Origin of the sequence: Victivallis vadensis, from assembly GCF_003096415.1 — a bacterium.
Classification (GTDB): domain Bacteria; phylum Verrucomicrobiota; class Lentisphaeria; order Victivallales; family Victivallaceae; genus Victivallis; species Victivallis vadensis.
Genome location: NZ_QEKH01000058.1, coordinates 1 through 16756, shown reverse-complemented (window position 1 = coordinate 16756; position 16756 = coordinate 1). Strand labels below are relative to the sequence as shown.

General features: G+C 59.3%; 12 protein-coding genes. 7 read left to right on the top strand and 5 right to left on the bottom strand.

Annotated features, from left to right (window positions below; translation table 11 throughout):
* The first annotated feature begins 341 nt into the window (after positions 1–341).
* The 4 genes from C8D82_RS19880 (at position 342) to C8D82_RS19865 (ending at position 7260) form a co-directional block, all read left to right on the top strand.
* Positions 342–5021 (top strand): PAS domain-containing protein, encoded by a 4680-nt coding sequence (locus C8D82_RS19880; protein WP_165833226.1) that lies wholly within the window; start codon positions 342–344, stop codon positions 5019–5021.
* A 28-nt stretch (positions 5022–5049) separates the two neighbouring features.
* Entirely contained in the window at positions 5050–6261 is a 1212-nt protein-coding gene (locus tag C8D82_RS19875; RefSeq protein WP_116886038.1) for a phosphoadenosine phosphosulfate reductase, read from the top strand.
* A complete protein-coding gene (locus C8D82_RS19870) occupies positions 6246–6779 on the top strand; it encodes an IbrB-like domain-containing protein (protein WP_116886037.1) in 534 nt (177 codons plus the stop codon). The genes C8D82_RS19875 and C8D82_RS19870 overlap by 16 nt, the downstream gene beginning before the upstream one ends.
* A gap of 67 nt (positions 6780–6846) precedes the next feature.
* Positions 6847–7260 (top strand): VOC family protein, encoded by a 414-nt coding sequence (locus tag C8D82_RS19865; protein ID WP_165833225.1) that lies wholly within the window; start codon positions 6847–6849, stop codon positions 7258–7260.
* Between the two features lie 64 nt (positions 7261–7324).
* On the opposite strand, the gene C8D82_RS19860 is transcribed toward C8D82_RS19865, so the two are convergent.
* From C8D82_RS19860 to C8D82_RS19850, 3 genes are all read right to left on the bottom strand, one after another.
* A complete protein-coding gene (locus C8D82_RS19860; RefSeq protein ID WP_116886042.1) occupies positions 7325–9208 on the bottom strand; it encodes a DEAD/DEAH box helicase in 1884 nt (627 codons plus the stop codon).
* 236 nt (positions 9209–9444) lie between these two features.
* A complete protein-coding gene (locus C8D82_RS19855; protein ID WP_116886035.1) occupies positions 9445–10470 on the bottom strand; it encodes a KamA family radical SAM protein in 1026 nt (341 codons plus the stop codon).
* Positions 10471–10544: 74 nt separating this feature from the next.
* On the bottom strand, positions 10545–12947 hold the full coding sequence (locus C8D82_RS19850) for an FAD-dependent oxidoreductase (protein WP_116886034.1): 2403 nt from the start codon (positions 12945–12947) through the stop codon (positions 10545–10547).
* Positions 12948–13204: 257 nt separating this feature from the next.
* Here C8D82_RS19850 and C8D82_RS19845 point away from each other — a divergent pair, with 257 nt between their 5' ends.
* From C8D82_RS19845 to C8D82_RS21435, 3 genes are all read left to right on the top strand, one after another.
* Complete coding sequence (locus C8D82_RS19845; RefSeq protein ID WP_116886033.1) at positions 13205–14002, top strand: sugar phosphate isomerase/epimerase family protein; 798 nt, start codon at positions 13205–13207, stop codon at positions 14000–14002.
* A 23-nt stretch (positions 14003–14025) separates the two neighbouring features.
* Entirely contained in the window at positions 14026–15147 is a 1122-nt protein-coding gene (locus C8D82_RS19840) for a Gfo/Idh/MocA family protein (protein WP_116886032.1), read from the top strand.
* 166 nt (positions 15148–15313) lie between these two features.
* Positions 15314–15463, top strand: a complete 150-nt coding sequence (locus C8D82_RS21435; RefSeq protein WP_165833224.1) for a hypothetical protein — start codon at positions 15314–15316, stop codon at positions 15461–15463.
* Positions 15464–15517: 54 nt separating this feature from the next.
* Here the strand turns inward: C8D82_RS21435 and C8D82_RS19830 are convergent, their stop codons facing one another.
* Both C8D82_RS19830 and C8D82_RS19825 read right to left on the bottom strand, forming a co-directional pair.
* Positions 15518–15850: a branched-chain amino acid transporter permease gene (locus tag C8D82_RS19830; protein ID WP_207776204.1), complete on the bottom strand. Its 333-nt coding sequence runs from the start codon at positions 15848–15850 to the stop codon at positions 15518–15520.
* The gene (locus C8D82_RS19825) at positions 15847–16587 is read right to left on the bottom strand and encodes an AzlC family ABC transporter permease (RefSeq protein WP_207776203.1); all 741 of its coding nucleotides are present in this window, start codon (positions 16585–16587) and stop codon (positions 15847–15849) included. The genes C8D82_RS19830 and C8D82_RS19825 overlap by 4 nt, the downstream gene beginning before the upstream one ends.
* Between the last annotated feature and the right edge of the window lie 169 nt (positions 16588–16756).

Here is a 16756-nt window from a genome sequence, read left to right as displayed (position 1 = left end):
GGAGGACTACTGGCAAAAACGTATGCAAATTATCGGCAACGTCGTTATCGGCGTTGGAAACTACAAGTGTGTTTCACAAAATTTGGGACAATAACAACAGATCGGCGCCGTATCGGATTTCGGTGCCGATCTGAAAATAAAATAGACGCAAATCCGATCCTCCGCGGTTGCAAAGTAGCCGGATATAAGTTATATTCTAGAGTAGTCCAGGAAATTTTCACTTAAAAAAGCAAGCAATATTTCAACCTCCGGACACTGTTAATCGTTCTTATTAAGGCAATATTAAATCCTATTGACGGGGCGGTATGAGAAGTGCGATAAGATCTCTGTATTTAGGGTGTATGCTTTGGTGTTGCCTTTCCGTTTCAGCGGCGGAGGCCCGGCAGGGCGCTTCACGCGAAGTCAAACGCCTGCTCTACGTGACCTCCTACAACGCTTCCTACAAGTGGACCAACGACGTGATCACCGGTTTCCGGGAATATTTCCAGCACGTCAATTATCCGGTCAAGATCGACGTGATTGAACTGGACGTGCTGCGCACGCCCGATCTGCTGCCGTCCCCCCGGGATATCAGCGCCACAATCCGCAGTCTCAAGACCGGCAATTACGATCTGGTCGTCGCCGCAGACAACTGCGCGGTGGAACTGATTCAGGAACATCATCGCGATATCTCCGGGCAGCTTCCGTTTGTTTTCTGCGGCTACGTCCACTGGCAGCCGCTCCGCCGCGACCCCAATGCCAATCTGACCGGCCTGGAGCAGCCGAGCAATATCCTGCCCAATGTGAAGCTCGGCCTGCGATTGCTGCCGGGGACGCGCCGGATCGCAATCATCACCGACGGAAGCATGACCGGCCGGGCAATCCACCGGAATCTGCCCCGGCTGCTCCGCGAAATTCAGGGGGTTGAATTTTTATATCTGCACGGCGACGATTATACGGATGAACAGCTGCTGCAGAAGATTGCGGGGCTTCCCCCGGATTCCTTTATTATCTTCACCAACTGGCGCAGCAGCCTCGAAGAAAATACAGGATCATTCCGGCTGATCAACGATAAGATTTTTAAGGCGGCGCCGGTGCCGGTGTTTACCACAATGAATCTGCCGCCCGCGCCCGGAGTTCCCGGCGGTTTCGTAACCGTCGGCACGACGCACGGCAGGGAGGCCGCGGGGCTGGCGGAACAGGTGCTGCTCGGGGAAAAAGCCGACTCAATTCCGATCCTTCCCGGTTCGTCGGCACCGGTCTTCGACTGGCCGACGCTGACGGACATGGGCCTCAAAGCGAAGCAATTTCCCGCCGATACGCAGTTTTTGAACACGCCCCCGCCCTTCTGGACCCGTTACCAGACGGAATTGCTCGTTCTCGGCGGCGGCCTCTTCACGCTGTTCGCCTCGCTGCTGATTTACCTGCAGATCAGCCGCCTCAAAAGCAGGACGGAACAGGCCGTTTTCCGCGCGTTGCCGGTACGGGTGGTAGTCGCGGACGAGACCGACAGGATTTACTACTTCCGGTCCGGAGAAAACTTCGATCAGCTCGGCGTCGGGAACGATCCGCATGAAGAGTTCCGGCCGGAACTCGTCGAACTTTTCCGCCAGACTCTCCGCGAAGTCCTTGAGACCGGCGAAATTCAAACCCGGGAATACGAGTTGCAGGGACGCCGCCATAAAGCGATTTTCCGTCGGCTTCCGGCCGAACTTTTCGGCGTTCCCACCGTGCTGCGTGTTTCCTCCGACGTCCACGACCTCTATCTGGCGCGCCGGGAGGCGCAGGAGGCGGAAGAACAGCTGCGGATCACCCTGCAGTCCATCGGCGACGGCGTAATCGCCACCGATTGCAGCGAAACCGTCACGATGGTCAATCCGGTCGCGGCATCGCTGACCGGCTATTCGCCGGACGAACTGGTCGGGCGCAAGCTGGATGACGTTTTCCACATCATCAGCTACCTGAACCGGAAACGGGTCTCCTCCCCGGTTTCCCGCGCGCTCGCTTCCGGGAAGATCGTGGAGCTTGCCAACCACACCGACCTGATCGCCAAAGACGGCACCTGCCGGCATATCGCGGACAGCGCCGCCCCCATCCGCGACCATTCCGGCAGGATCACCGGCGCGGTGCTGGTATTCCGGGACGTTACCGAGGAGTACCGCAGGCGCGATATGCTGCAAATGCAGAACAGCCTCCTCAATACGGCCCTTCAGATCGCGGAGATGACCTACTTTCACTGCGGCCCCGACGGCAATCCGAAGGGCACCTTTCAGACAGGCCGCTTCTGGCCGCGTGAAAACGGAGTCCCGCTTCTTCCGGAACGCTGGCTGACTGCGGAATACGTCTCCGGTTTTTATCAGGGCTGGGAACGGCTGCTCTCCGGTGAAACTGATGAAATCCATCTGGAATACTCCTCCGATTACTCCGGCAAACGCCGTTATTTCGAGATGCGCGTGAAAAGCGAGCTGCTGCCGGACGGCAAGGCGGAACGCGAATATTTCGGAATCATCCGGGAAATCACTTCCGGCCGCCGTAATGAACTGGCTTATCAGAATACCGATCTGCTGCTGCGCACACTGGTGGACAACCTGCCGGCCTATGTCGCGGTAATGGATGTCTCCAACGATTTCCGGTACATCATCTGGAACCGGGCAGTGGAGGAGCTCAGCGGCATACCGACAATCCGCGCAATCGGCCGCAACGACGCCGAGCTGGAGCGGGAACCGGATCGCCTCTTCTCCAACCGGCAGATGCTGGAACAGGCCTGCCGCGCCGGCACCTTGGCGCTCCAGGAGGAATATCGCTGTCCCAACGGCGAAATCCGCATTTTGAAAACATTCTTTTCTTTGATCCGCCGTACTCAGGACACGCCGCTCCTGCTGCGCCTGAGCGTCGATATGACCGAGGAAAGACGGCTTGACGAAGAGCGCCGGCGCCTGAACGAAGAGCTGAAAATCTATCTGGAACAGCAGGAGGTGATCAACAATTGCCTGGAACGGCTGCTGCTGCAGGCGGGTTCCTCGTCCGTCCGCGCCATTCTGGAGATCATCGGCCGACGGACCGGAGCGGACCGCTGTTACCTCTGCGAATATGACGAGGAGGGCAATCCCGGCTCCGTCACCTGCGACTGGAGCCATAAGGAGGTTGCGGCGGTTCCGCCGCAGCTTCACAACTTCTCCGCCGATTGCCAATCCGGCTGGCGGGAGGAATTCAACGCGCAGCGGCTTATCTATTCTTCCAACCTGAATTTAAGCGATCAGCCCGAAACTTTGCGCGAAATACGAAAAACGCTTCTCGATCAGGGAGTTCAATCCATTATGCTCTCCGGGGTACGTTTTCAGCGCCGGCTGTGGGGCTTCATCGGTTTCGATTTTATCCGGAAGGAGTGCCGTTTCTCCAATATCGAAAAAAATATCATCACCGCCGCCGCGCATATCATCGAAATCTATCTGGAACATGAATCCAACAAGCAGCAGTTGCGGAAAAGCGAATATGAACGGCAGCAGATCTTCGACAACATCAACACACCGATTCTGCTTTTCGATCCGAACTTGAACCTGATCAGGGCCAACCGGGCCGCCTATTCGGCTTACCAGGCGGTCGAAAACAGTTCGGACCTCCCCTGCTACCGGATTTTCTGCAAGCAGCCGCAGGTCCCGGATTACTGTCCCGTCCGCCGCACCATTGAAACGCTTCAGCCGCAGCAACGCCAGGTCTGCGTAGCCGGTCATGATTACATGATTCTGACCAAACCGCTGTTCGATTCCAACGGGAAATTCACCTATGTGCTTGAAAACGCGGTGGAGATTACCCAGCTCAACCAGCGGCAGAAGAAATTAACCGAAACGATGGAGGCGGCGCAGGCCGCCGACCGTGCCAAGAGCTATTTCCTGGCCACGATGAGCCACGAGCTGCGGACTCCGCTGAATGCCGTAATCGGCTTCTCCGAACTGCTCCAGAGCGGCCCCATGCCGGATCAGGAACAGCAGAATGCGCTCCGGGCGATCAACGTCGCCGGCGCCACGCTGCTGGAACTGATCAACGACATTCTGGATCTCTCCAAGCTGGAAGCCGGCAAGATGGACATCATCCCGGAGTTGCTCGATCCGCAGGAGTTCCTGCAGACGGTTTCCGCAATCTTCACTCATACTGCCAGGACCCGGAAACTCAGCCTGACGGTAACGGTGCCGCCGGCCATGCCGCATTTGAAATTCGACCGCAAGCGGCTGCGTCAGGTGCTGGTCAACCTGCTGGGAAACGCGTTCAAGTTCACGGAAACGGGAGGCGTGCTGCTCGAAGCCGCTTTTGAAACAGTCAACGACCATTTCGGCACGCTGATTCTGAAGGTTTCCGATACCGGCATCGGGATGTCGCCGGAAACGGTCCGGCAGCTTTTCGACCCGTTCCGCCAACATCACACCCGCGATTATGAAGGCACCGGTCTCGGACTGGCCATTTCACAGCGTCTGGTGGCCCGCATGGGCGGTTCCATCGAAGTGACCAGCGAGCCGGAACACGGCAGCACTTTCCGGATCGTGCTGCCGGGAGTTGAATACCGGCGGAGCCAGGCCGTCCCCGCCTCGCTCCCGGAGTCGGAAAAGGACTCTCCCGTGCTTTCCGCCAAAGTTCTGCTTGTCGACGATGTGGTTATGAATCTCAAGGTGCTCGGCGCGATGCTGGATAAACTGCATGTTCCTTACCTCGGCTGCACCTCGGGCCCGCAGGCGCTCGAACTCGCGGCCCGGGAAAAGCCCTGCATGATCCTGACCGACCTGTGGATGCCGGATATGAATGGGGACGAATTGGTGGACAAGCTCAAGCAGCTTCCGGCAACAGCCGGCATTCCGGTTATCGCAGTCACCGCCGATATTCAGCTGACTCCGAAACTCAACCGAAATTTTGCCGGTATTCTATATAAGCCGGTCACCATGGACAAGCTGCGGCAAGCGCTGCAGTTCGCTTCCGACGGCGTTCCCTTTGCGGAAAACACGCGCGGCCGCCTGCGGGAGCAGGAGACGAAGGACGAAACGATGACAACTTGAAGCATCCCGAATCGGTAAGGGAAATCACATGGCTGGACGTAAAACATATCTGGGTTATCATGTTCTGACTGGGGCACGGGCGAGGATCAGCGCCATTTTCGAGAACTTTCCCAAGGTCTATGTCTCTTTTTCCGGAGGGAAAGACAGTACGGTGATGTTCCATCTGTGTGCCGAAGAAGCCCGGCGCATCGGCCGGAAATTCGGAGTGCTGTTCATCGACTGGGAGTGCCAGTACCGGCTTACCATCGACCACGTCCGGGAGATGCTGGCGCTCTACAGCGACGTGGCGGAACCCTACTGGTGCTGCGTCCCCCTGAAAACCGTGAACGCGGTCAGCGTCTTTGAACCGGAATGGATCGCGTGGGAAAACGGCAAGGAGTGGATCCGCGAAAAGCCCGATATCTCGATCAAGGACGGTTCGTACTTTCCCTTTTACCGCTATGCGATGACCTTCGAGGAGTTTGTCCCCGCATTCGGGCGATGGTATTCCGGCAATGTGCCGACCGCCTGTTTCGTAGGCATCCGCACGGACGAATCGCTGAACCGGTGGACCACGATCGCGGCCAACCGCAACAAGCAGACCTACCAGAACCGGCGCTGGACCACCCGCTGCGGCACCCGGCTGTACAACGCCTATCCGATTTACGACTGGTCCACCGAAGATATCTGGACCTACTGCGGCCGGTACGGGAAATGCTACAACCGGCTCTACGACCGTTTCTATCAGGCGGGAATCCCGCTCGGAAAAATGCGGATCTGCGAGCCGTTCGGCAATGAGCAGCGGCAGGCGCTCGACTACTATCAGGTGATCGAACCGGATACGTGGGGGCGGATGGTCGCCCGGGTCAACGGCGCGAATTTCGGCTCCGTCTATGCCCGGGAACGCGGCATCATCCTCGGCAACCACCGGATCACCAAACCGGACAATCACACCTGGGAGAGTTTCGCCAAACTGCTGCTGAACTCCATGCCGCAGACCACCGCCGAGCACTACCGCAACAAGATCGCCGTCTATCTGCACTGGTGGACGACCAAGGGAAACCTGCCCGGCGGCATTCCGGACGAACAGCCCAAAGATACCGGCTCCCGCGACGTCCCGAGCTGGCGCCGCATCTGCAAGTGCATCCTGAAGAACGACTACTGGTGCCGGATGCTCTGTTTTGCACCGACCAAGACGGCCGCTTATCAAAAATATTGCGAACTGATGAAGATGAGGAGAGAAAAATGGAATTTGATCTGAAGCAATTTGAAACCGCTCCGCAATGGGCCTTTTATCACCCGGTATCGCAGGTCTACTGGATTCCGGTGGAGCTGATCGAGGCGAACGACTACAACCCCAACGTGGTCGCGCCGCCGGAGATGAGACTGCTGGAACTGTCGATCCGCCAGGACGGATTCACCCAGCCGATCGTGGTCTGGCTACGGCAGGATGAGCGGTTCGAGGTGGTTGACGGCTTTCACCGGTTTCAGGTCGGCAAAAAGCTCGGTCTCACTCACCTGCCTTGTGTTGTGGTCAACCGCCACGAGCAGGACCGGAACGACCGGATCGCCTCCACCGTGCGTCACAACCGCGCCCGCGGCAAACATCAGATTCAGGAGATGAGCAAAATCGTGCTGGAACTGAAGCGGCGCAACTGGAGCGACGCCAAAATCGCCAAGAACCTCGGGATGGACCCGGATGAGGTCCTGCGCCTTTCGCAGGTCGGCGGGCTTGCCGACCTTTTCAAGGACAGAAATTTCTCGGAAGCCTGGAAGTGATTCACGGCTTGCAATCACGCCGTTCCGATGCTATGGTAGCTTTCTCACAACCAAGGGAGTCATCATCATGGTAACTGGAATCGCTCATATCTGCATTCGTACCCGCGATCTGGCGGCGGCCCGCCGTTTCTATTGTGAAGGACTGGGCTGCAAACCGGGATTTGAATTTCTGCGCGACGGCCAATTGGTCGGTTTCTATTTGAAGCTCGGCGGACAGAATTTCCTGGAATTCTTCAAGGCCGACGGCCAGCAGCCTCCGGCGGAAAACTGTTCTTTCGGCCACCTCTGCCTCGAAGTCGATTCCATCGAAGAGACTGCGGAAACCCTGAAAGCGGTCGGCGCCGAAGTCACCGCGCGGACGATGGGCAAAGATCACAGTTATCAGGCGTGGACCACCGACCCGGACGGCATCCGGATCGAATTGCACGAATACACCGCCCGAAGCTGCCAACGCACCGGTGCGGCCTGCATTCTCGACTGATTGACCGGGAATTTCGCTCCTCTGGAGCGAAATTCCCGGATCACCCGGTTCCGTCTGATGAGATTTATTTCTCGGACTTTTTGGAACGCTTCGCCTTCTTTTCCTTGAGTTCGATATCGCTCGAAATCTTTTCGACCCAATCGGTCAGGCGGCGTTTCTTGTCGGAAACCGGCTTCTTTGCGGTCGCGGGAGTTTCCGGCTTGCTTCGGCGCATCGGGCGTTCCGCCGAAGCGGTTTCGGCGGAACGGCGCGTATAGGTACGGCGTTCCGGACGTTCCGCATGTTCTTCACGGCTGCGCCGGACGGGAACGGACCGGTTGGGGCGTTCCGCCGGACCGGCATTCTGTTCATCACTCGGACGCTCCGCCGCAAGCTGGACTTTGGGACCGCCGCGCCGGAAAGCGTCGATGATAGCTTCGGCGTCTTCGAAGTTCACATTGACGAAGGAGAATCTGTCATAACAGTCTATCTTGCCGATCCGGTATTTTTTGATCCGCGCTTTTTCCCAGATCAGGTCGAGCATCTTCACCGCGCCGAAGCCGTCCAGTTTGCCGACGCCGATGAAAAGCCGGGTCGACCCGTGGTCGTCGGCGGAGCTTTCCCACGTTTTGCGGTCGCGTTTTCTGCCGATTTCGACATAGCTCTGCGGCAGCAGCTCCCCCTTGAACCGGAGCTGCAGCATCGCGGCAAGGGCGGCGGAAGCGTTGCCGGTCTTTTCGATCAGCTCGTCGGCAAAGTCGAGGTACTCCTGATGCTGTCCCGCCGAAATCGCCTCGGAAAGCTGTTCGGAGAAATGCTGTTTTTTCATCTCCACGATATCGCGCCCCTGCGGCAGTTCCTCGCGGCGGATTTCGGTATGCGCCTCGCGCTGGATCATCGTGAGCTTGCGGTATTCGGCGGGGGTTACGAAAGTGATCGCCGTGCCGTTCTTGCCGGCGCGGCCGGTACGGCCGATCCGGTGGACATAGGTTTCGGTTCCCTGGGGCATCGAATAGTTGATCACGTGTGTCAGATCGTTCACATCGATGCCGCGCGCGGCGACGTCGGTGGCGATCAGAATCTTGAACTTCTTGTCCTTGAACTGGTTGATCACGCGGGTCCGCTGCATCTGCGCGATGTCTCCGTGCAGGGCTTCGACCCGGTGGCCGCGCAGCTTGAGCTTTTCCACAAGCTCATCCACATCATTGCGGGTGCGGCAGAAGACCAGCGCATAGAGGTCCTGCTCCACATCGATGATCCGGGAGAGCGCCTCAAACTTGTCCTCGCGGCGCACCTCGAAGTAAATCTGTTCGGTGAGCTCGGTGTTGAGCTGCGCGCTTTCGGCGCGGACGGTTTCGTAGCTGCGCATGAACCGCTCGGCGATCTTCAGGATTTCCGGCGGCATCGTGGCCGAAAACATCAACATGCGCTTGTCGGAATTGGTCGCGCCCAGAATCTTTTCGATATCCTCGACGAAGCCCATGTCGAGCATTTCATCGGCTTCATCCAGCACCGCGAACTTGAGTTCGGAGAAATCCAGCTTGCCGCGCTCCATCAGGTCCATGATCCGCCCCGGCGTACCGATCACCACATCGATACCGTCGCGCAGCCGCTGCAGTTGGATCTCGATCATCTGGCCGCCGTAGAACGGGGCGATCCGCAGCTTGCGCTTTCCCTTCAGGGAGTTCAGCTCCTCCGCGATCTGAATGCTCAGTTCGCGGGTCGGCGAGAGGATCAGCGCCTGAGGCTTTTTGCCGCCCCCCTCGCACAGCTCGATGACCGGGATGCCGAACGCGGCGGTTTTGCCGGTGCCGGTCTGCGCCTGGCCGATCAGGTCGACCGCGCCTTCGAGGAGTTTGGGAATCGTCAGGGCCTGAATCGGGCTTGGAGCTTCAAACCCCTTGGCGCGCAACGCCTCCAGCACCTCTTCGGACACACCGAGTTTACGAAAATTGTCAAGATCGCTCATTGAAAAACCTTTCATGCCGCCTACCGTATCACAAATTACAACTCGATCCAATACAGCAGGCGAACTTCACGAAAGGGCGCATAGTGCATGACAAAGTTGTCTTACGCGACGCACCGCCCGGAAACCGGCAAGAGTAAAAACGGCGGAGTCGTCGCTCCGTTTTCGCATTCGGCCGACCCATGCCGGCGCCACATATTAAAATGCGAAGCCATTAATATACACCGGAAACGGCTTTTTTAAAGTCCGGTTTCGTATTTAATCCGTTTTTGTTCAAAAATATCGGAATATTCGCCGTCTTTGCCGTACTCCGGCTGGAGCGCAACCTTGCCTCCCCCTTCGGGGAGGTCGATCGCGAAGGTCGGCACCGCCAGCGACGAGAGCCGGGGGCGGAATGCGCGCAGAATCTGCAGGCCCTTTTCCACACCGGTCGCGAAGTGGCGCACCCCCCGCACCGGATCGACATGAAAGAGGTAATGCGGCTTCACCCGGATCGCAACCAGTTTGCGGAAAAGTTCTTCGAGCAGTTCCGCATCGTCGTTGACTCCCTTCAGCAGCACCGACTGATTCACCACCGGCACTCCGGCCCGGACCAGCCTGCCGCAGGCCGCCGCCGCCTCGGGCGTCACCTCGCGCGGATGGTTGAAATGCGTCGCGAACCAGAGGCCCGGAATCGAGCCGAAGTATTCCGCGATCTCCGCCGTAACCCGCTCCGGCCAGACCACCGGCATCCGGCTGCCGATCCGGATCACCTGAATTGACGGAACCGCAGCAACCGCATCGACGATCGCTTTCAGCCGCCCGAAAGGCAGCATCAGCGGGTCGCCGCCCGAAATCAGCACCTCTTTGACGGCGGGATGGGCGGTCAGATACCCCACGGCTCCGGCCAACTGTTCGTCTGAGAGGTCCGCCAGTTCCATGCCGCTGGTCCACGCCCGCTTGCGGAAGCAGAAACGGCAGCGCATCGCGCACCGCCCCGTCGCCAGCAGCACCACCCGGTCCACGAACCGGTGGATCAGGTGCGGCGTCGGCATCTGTTCCTCTTCGGCCAGCGGATCGTAGCTGCTCGACAGGTCGGCGAGCTCCTGCGGATCGGGCAGCGACTGGCGCGCGATCGGATCGTTGCGCCAGTCGGCCGGATCGATCAAGCCGAGATAATAATCGTTCAGATAGACCGGATAAGTCGGCTCGACCCGTTCCATCTCCGGCGTGATTTCCAGGCCGAGCTTCGCCATCGCGTCCCGGCCGGCGGTATAGAATTTCATGGTTTCATCTTGCAGTTTACTGTTGACGATTCCCCATAATATACCCCCGGAAGCGCGACACTGCAACCGCCCGGTCAGATGAACAGCGTGTTGTTGCTGTGTTTCGCCATCGCGACGAAACTGGCCACTCCGGCGACCTCATCCACCTCGATCAGCTCCTCACGGGTGATGCCCATCACGTCCATCGCCATCTCACAGGCGACGAAACGCACACCGAGTTCGCGAGCCTGCCGGAGCAGCTCCGGCAGCGTCGTCACGTGCTGCCCGGCCATCACGTGCTTCATCATCGCGGTTCCCATGCCGCCCATATTCATTTTGGAAAGCGAAAGTTTCCGGGCGCCCTTCGGCAGCATCCAGCCGAAGAGTTTCGCCACCAGCGTCTTTTCGACCGCGGGAGCCGGATTTTTCCGCAGCACGCTCAAGCCCCAGAAGGTGAAGAAGATGCCGACCTTCGCCCCGGAAGCGGCCATGCCGCACGCGATGATCAGCGCCGCCATCGCCTTGTCGAGGTCGTTGCTGAACAGCACCATCGAGCAGCCGTGCCTGCCCGGAGTTTCCGCGGCGGCGGCGACATTTCCCGCGCCGGCCTTGCGGATGACCGCCTCCAGAAACTCCTCCTTCTTTTCCAAGCTGACCAACGTGTTGCCGCTCGACTGAATCCATCCGGCCAGATCCGGTGCGAAGGAGAGCGGCGCCAGCAGCTTCACCGCCCCGCCCGGCTCCAGCGCATCGACTTTCTGCTTCAGCCGCACCACCGGTCCGGGGCACGCGAGGGCGCGGGCATCCACGACTTCCGCTTCGCCGGAGTCATTTGCCGGAGCTTCCGGCGCGGCAACCGTCCGGACCGGCTTCGGGGTTTCGGCGTGGAACTGCTGCCACGTCAGGTAGCCGCCGGAGAGGTTGTATACGTCAAAGCCGTGCTGCCGCAGAATCCGTTCCGCCACATAGCCGCGCTGTCCGACCCGGCAGAACACCGCGAGCGGACGGCTTTGGTCGAGCTCGCCCAGCCGGGTGCGCAGTTCGCCGAGCGGAATGTTCACCGCGCCCGGAATCGTGCCGTTTTCAAACTCGGCGACCTCCCGCACATCCAGCAGGAACATTTCCGCCGGAACCGCGTCGGCGTGCAGGATGCGGCTGGTCCCGTCCAGCACGTTCCCGGCGATCATCCCGGCGAGGTTCACCGGGTCCTTCGCGGTGTTGAACGGCGGCGCATAGGCCAGTTCCAGTTCCGCCAGCGCGGGCGCGGCCACGCCGTCGCGCATCGCGGTCGTGATCACGTCGATCCTTTTGTCCACCCCCTTGCGGCCGACAATCTGCGCGCCGAGAATTTTCCCATCCGGCGCGAACAGCAATTTCATATCCAGCATGGCCCCGCCCGGATAATATCCGGCCGATGAAGCCGCGTGCAGGTAAATCTTACGGTAATCCAGCTTCAACTGCGTCAGCCGCCGTTCGGTCAGGCCGACGCTGCCCGCCGCCAGCGAACCGATTTTCAAAATGGCCGCGCCGAAACTCCCCGGATAACGGCTGGAACGCCCCGCGAGATTGTCCGCCGCGATCCGCCCCTGCTTGTTGGCGGGGCCGGCCAGCGGAATCGCGGTCCTGCCGCCCGTGACCGGATCGGCCACCTCCACCACGTCTCCCGCCGCGTAAATCGCCGGATCGGAGGTGCGCAGGAACTCATCCGTCACAATATGTCCGCGCGGCCCGAGTTCCAGCCCCGCCGCTTTCGCCAGCTCCGAATTTGGACGGACTCCGACGCTCATGACCGCGAAATCCGCCTCCAGCTCCCGACCGTCCTCCAGTTTCGCAAACAGTGCGCCGTCGCGCCGGAAGGCGACCACCTTGTGGCCGAGTTCCAGCGTGATCCCCAGCTCCGCCAGTTCGGCGGCAAGCGGTACGCTCATCTCCTTATCCACCGTCGGCAGCACCTGAGGAGCCAGTTCAACCACGGTCACTTCAAGGCCGCGGTGACGCAGATTCTCCGCGACTTCGAGCCCGATGAAGCCCGCGCCGACCACCAATGCCCGTTTCGCCCCCTTCCCGACTCCCGCCAGAATCCGGTCCATATCCGGGATGGTCCACAGTTGATGGATGGCCGGATCGTCGCCGCCGGGCAGTTCCATCCGGAGCGGCGACGAACCGGTCGCCAGCAGCAGCCGGTCGTAGCTTTCCTGATAGGCGGAGCCGTCCGCCTTGCGCACGGTAATCCGCCTGGCTTCCCGGTCGATCGCAACCGCCTCGTTTTCCACGCGCACATCGACGGCGAAACGCGCCCGGAACCGTTCCGGCGTCATCACCAGCAGCGAATCCCGTTCCGGGATCACTCCGCCCAGATGGTAGGGCAGACCGCAGTTGGCAAATGAGATATAGCTTCCGCGCTCCAGCAGAATGATTTCCGCCTGCTCATCCAGCCGCCGCAACCGGGCCGCGGCGCCCGCTCCTGCGGCAACGCCGCCTACAATAATCACTTTCATAAATCTTCCTCCTTCATTCCGTTTGCCGTCACCTGAAATAACTTACTGCAAAATCTTCAAAGGTCAAATCGCCAGTCCGCCGCCTGCTTCCTGGCGCATGGATCGCATATTGTTTTTCCCACGGAAGCATTTTTTTGTATCTCTGGTCAATAAATAATATTTTTTGTCAATTGTTATTTCGACGCATCCGGCTATAATAATTGGAGTTGGATACTTTCAGTCAAGACAACAGTACCTTAAACAAGGAGAAAATCATTATGTTGAAACCGTTGTCCGTCCAGTTGTATTCGCTTCGCGAAGCCGCCAGCAAGGATTTCCTCGGCGTCCTGAAACGGGTTGCCGACATCGGCTATATGGGCGTGGAGCCCGCCGGCTTCTGGAACATCCGTCCCTCCGAATTCGTGAAGATCATCGCCGACCTCGGCTTGAAGATGTACTCCTCGCATTCTCCGTGGGCCCGCCGCAACTCCATCGGCGAAGCAATGGACCTCGCCCATATCATCGGCCTTGACAAGATCGTCTGCGGCTACGGCCCGGATGACTTCAAAGACATGGATTCGATCAAGCGCACCGCTGACGACACCAACTATATGATTGAAATCGCCGAACGCAACGGCTTCACCCTTTTCCAGCACAACCACGATTTCGAGTTCCAGCGCATCGACGGCAAGCTCAAGTATGAGATCTACCGCGAACTCTGCCCGAAAGTCAAGTATGAGATCGACTGCTTCTGGTCCACCAACCTCGGCACCGAAGATCCGGTCGAGATGCTCAAGAAGTTCGCCGACGACACCATCCTGATCCACATGAAGGACGGCAAGGTCAAGCAGAACGTCGGCGGCAAGGCGATGGTCAACGGCATCCTCGACCGCAAGGTCGACCTGATGCCGCTCGGCACCGGCGACCTGCCGATCAAGGATCTGGTCGCCGCCGCGCCGGAACAGGTCGAAACCATCGTGGTTGAGCTCGACTACTGCAATATCGACATGAATACCGCGATCGAGCAGAGCTATAAATACATGGTCGAAAACGGCCTCGCCAAAGGCAACAAGTAACTGACCGCAATCGGGAAACTGAAATGAAAAAGACCAAGATCGGCATCGTCGGATGCGGAATGATCAGTGAGACGTATTTCAATGCGTCCAAGAAATTCACCAATATCGAAGTCGTCGCCTGCTCGGATATCATCCCGGAGCGCTCCAAGGCCAAGTTCGAAGCGCACGGCGTGCCGAATATGACCAACGACGAGCTGTTCGCGATTCCGGAAATCGAAATCGTGCTCAACCTCACTCCGCCGCAGGTCCACTCCAAGATCGCGATGGACACCCTCAACGCAGGCAAGCACGCCTATTCCGAAAAGCCGTTCGGCGTCGATGCCGACGATGCGGCCAAGGTCGTGGCGCTGGCGCAGAAAAAAGGGCTCCGCGTCGGCTGCGCCCCGGACACCTTCCTCGGCGGCGGCCAGCAGACCGCCCGCAAGATGATCGACGACGGCTGGATCGGCAAACCGCTCTGCGGCACCGCGATCGTGATGGGACGCGGCCCGGAGAAGTGGGGCCAGGCTCCGTTCTTTTACGATTACGGCGCGGGTCCGATGCTCGATCTCGGCCCCTACTACATGACCGCGCTGGTCAATATGCTCGGTCCCGCCAAGAGCGTGACCGCCGTGACCACCAAGGGCTTCGACTACCGCACCTTCGGCGCGGAAGTCGCGGAACAGTATCAGGCCCAGTACAAGCCCTATGACAAGTATCCGGTCAACGTGACCACCCACCTGACCGGCGTCGTGGAGTTCGTCTCCGGCGCGGTGATCACCGTGATCGCCAGCTTCGACGTCTACAAGCACGGCCATGCCCCGATCGAAATCTACGGTACCGAAGGTTCGCTGCAGGTGCCGGACCCGAATACGTTCGGCGGTCCGGTCCGGCTGTTCCGCCCCGGCTATGAGGATTGGAAGGATGTTCCGCTGGCGTTCGGCTACACCGAAAACAGCCGCAGCATCGGCGCCGCCGACATGGCCAACGCCCTCCAGAGCGGCCGGCCGCACCGCGCCAGCGGCGCACTCGCCAACCATGTGCTGGAGATCATGCTCTCCTTCGACAAATCGAGCAAGCTCGGCGCCAAGGTGGAATTGACCACTAGCTGCGAGCGCCCTGCCCCGCTCCCGCTCGGTCTCGAAGAGGGCCAGCTCCCCGAATAAAGTACAAGTTCCCCAATCGCGTGCGCAGGAGTAACATTCCTGTCGCACGCGATTTTTTTGCCGGAATCCCCGGAAGGCCGCTCGGAATTTGACAAATTTTCTTCAGCCGCTATATTGAATGATGGAGAACCGCAATCAAGCGGAGCAAAAAGAGGAGAACATCATCATGGAAGAGAAGAAACAAAAGAAACAGAACGAGCAGATCATACGGAACACACCGGTGCTGCCGCAGGACATCAACGAAGCGAAAAATACGCCGATGGAACTGCCGGTTTCCGTGCCGGAAGATCCGAAAAAGATTCAGCCGCTTGACTGACGGCGGCGGCGCACGGGAACAGGGCACCCGGTTCCCGTGCACATTGCCGGCCGTTCAGACAAAGAGCTTCTGAATCAGCACCATGTAGACCGCCGTTCCGGAACAGATCGAGAGCAGCGGATTTTTGCGCCAGACATGCAGTCCCACCACCACGGCTCCCGCGATCAGCTCCGGCAGGCCGAACGGGAACTCCGCGACGGAGACCTCCTTGACGCAGTAGACCACCAGCATCGCAATCGCGGCCGGAGAAATCACCCGTCCGAGGTAAAGCACCATCTCCGGCGGCCTTTGGGCGCGCCCGAACAGCATAAACGGGAACGCCCGGATCAGGAAGGTCACCGCCGCCATCACCACGATCATCCAGAATACATGTACCGTACCGGTCACAGCGCCGCCTCCGTTTCCCGTGCCGCTCCGGTTTCCGCCGCGTCAAGACGGCGGCGCAGCACCAGCAGGATGCCGATGATCAGGAGCATCGCCGGCATCAGCATATTGGCGGCACCGAATGCCAGCATCGCCCCCAGCGTGGCTCCGGCTCCGATCACAGCCGGAATCCGGTTTCTTTTTTCCATGCACTGTTCAGTCAGGATCACCAGAAACAGCGCGGTCATCGCAAAGTCGATCCCTCGGGTGTTGAAGGTCAGCATCGAACCGGCAAACGCACCGGCCACGCCTCCCGCAATCCAGTAGAGATGGTCGAGAAGACCGATCAGGAACATGAACGTTCCCCGGTCCACGCCTTCAGGACGCTCATCCTGTACCTGCAGCGCGTAAGTTTCGTCGGTCAATGCGAAGATCATGTAGAACCGCTTCAAGCCGCATTTGCGGAAGGCTTCGATCAGCGCGATGCCGTAGACGGAGTAGCGGATATTGATCAGCAGCGACATCACCGCGGTTTCGGCCAGCGACATGGAACCGGCGATCATCCCGACCGCCGCGAACTGCAGGCTGCCGGAAAGGATCGTCACGCACATGAACAAAGCCCACCACGGCCCGTAGCCGATCCGGTTGAGCAGGATGCCGAAAGCGGCGCCCATCGTCGTATATCCCATCAGCACCGGCAGCGAAACCACGAATGCCGCCCGCCAGGCCTGGGCGGTCATTCCGGAAGAAGCGTGTTTCATTTCAATGAAATTCCCAAATAAGATCATTAATATAGCGCACCTTCCGTATTTTACCAATCAATTTCACGACATGGTCAGCGGGTCAGCAGATAGACCATCACCCCGCCGGGCCGCGAAGCGGTATCCGCCGTGAAGCGGAGCTTGCCGTTTCCATAAGCCGACGGGACGG

Coding starts and splice junctions, on each gene's coding strand:
- C8D82_RS19855 (WP_116886035.1), bottom strand. CDS start 10,470: ATGAAATTCTATACCGCCGGCCGGGACGCGATGGCGAAGCTCGGCCTG.
- C8D82_RS19860 (WP_116886042.1), bottom strand. CDS start 9,208: ATGAGCGATCTTGACAATTTTCGTAAACTCGGTGTGTCCGAAGAGGTG.
- C8D82_RS19840 (WP_116886032.1), top strand. CDS start 14,026: ATGAAAAAGACCAAGATCGGCATCGTCGGATGCGGAATGATCAGTGAG.
- C8D82_RS19845 (WP_116886033.1), top strand. CDS start 13,205: ATGTTGAAACCGTTGTCCGTCCAGTTGTATTCGCTTCGCGAAGCCGCC.
- C8D82_RS19880 (WP_165833226.1), top strand. CDS start 342: ATGCTTTGGTGTTGCCTTTCCGTTTCAGCGGCGGAGGCCCGGCAGGGC.
- C8D82_RS21435 (WP_165833224.1), top strand. CDS start 15,314: ATGGAAGAGAAGAAACAAAAGAAACAGAACGAGCAGATCATACGGAAC.
- C8D82_RS19875 (WP_116886038.1), top strand. CDS start 5,050: ATGGCTGGACGTAAAACATATCTGGGTTATCATGTTCTGACTGGGGCA.
- C8D82_RS19870 (WP_116886037.1), top strand. CDS start 6,246: ATGGAATTTGATCTGAAGCAATTTGAAACCGCTCCGCAATGGGCCTTT.
- C8D82_RS19850 (WP_116886034.1), bottom strand. CDS start 12,947: ATGAAAGTGATTATTGTAGGCGGCGTTGCCGCAGGAGCGGGCGCCGCG.
- C8D82_RS19865 (WP_165833225.1), top strand. CDS start 6,847: ATGGTAACTGGAATCGCTCATATCTGCATTCGTACCCGCGATCTGGCG.
- C8D82_RS19825 (WP_207776203.1), bottom strand. CDS start 16,587: ATGAAACACGCTTCTTCCGGAATGACCGCCCAGGCCTGGCGGGCGGCA.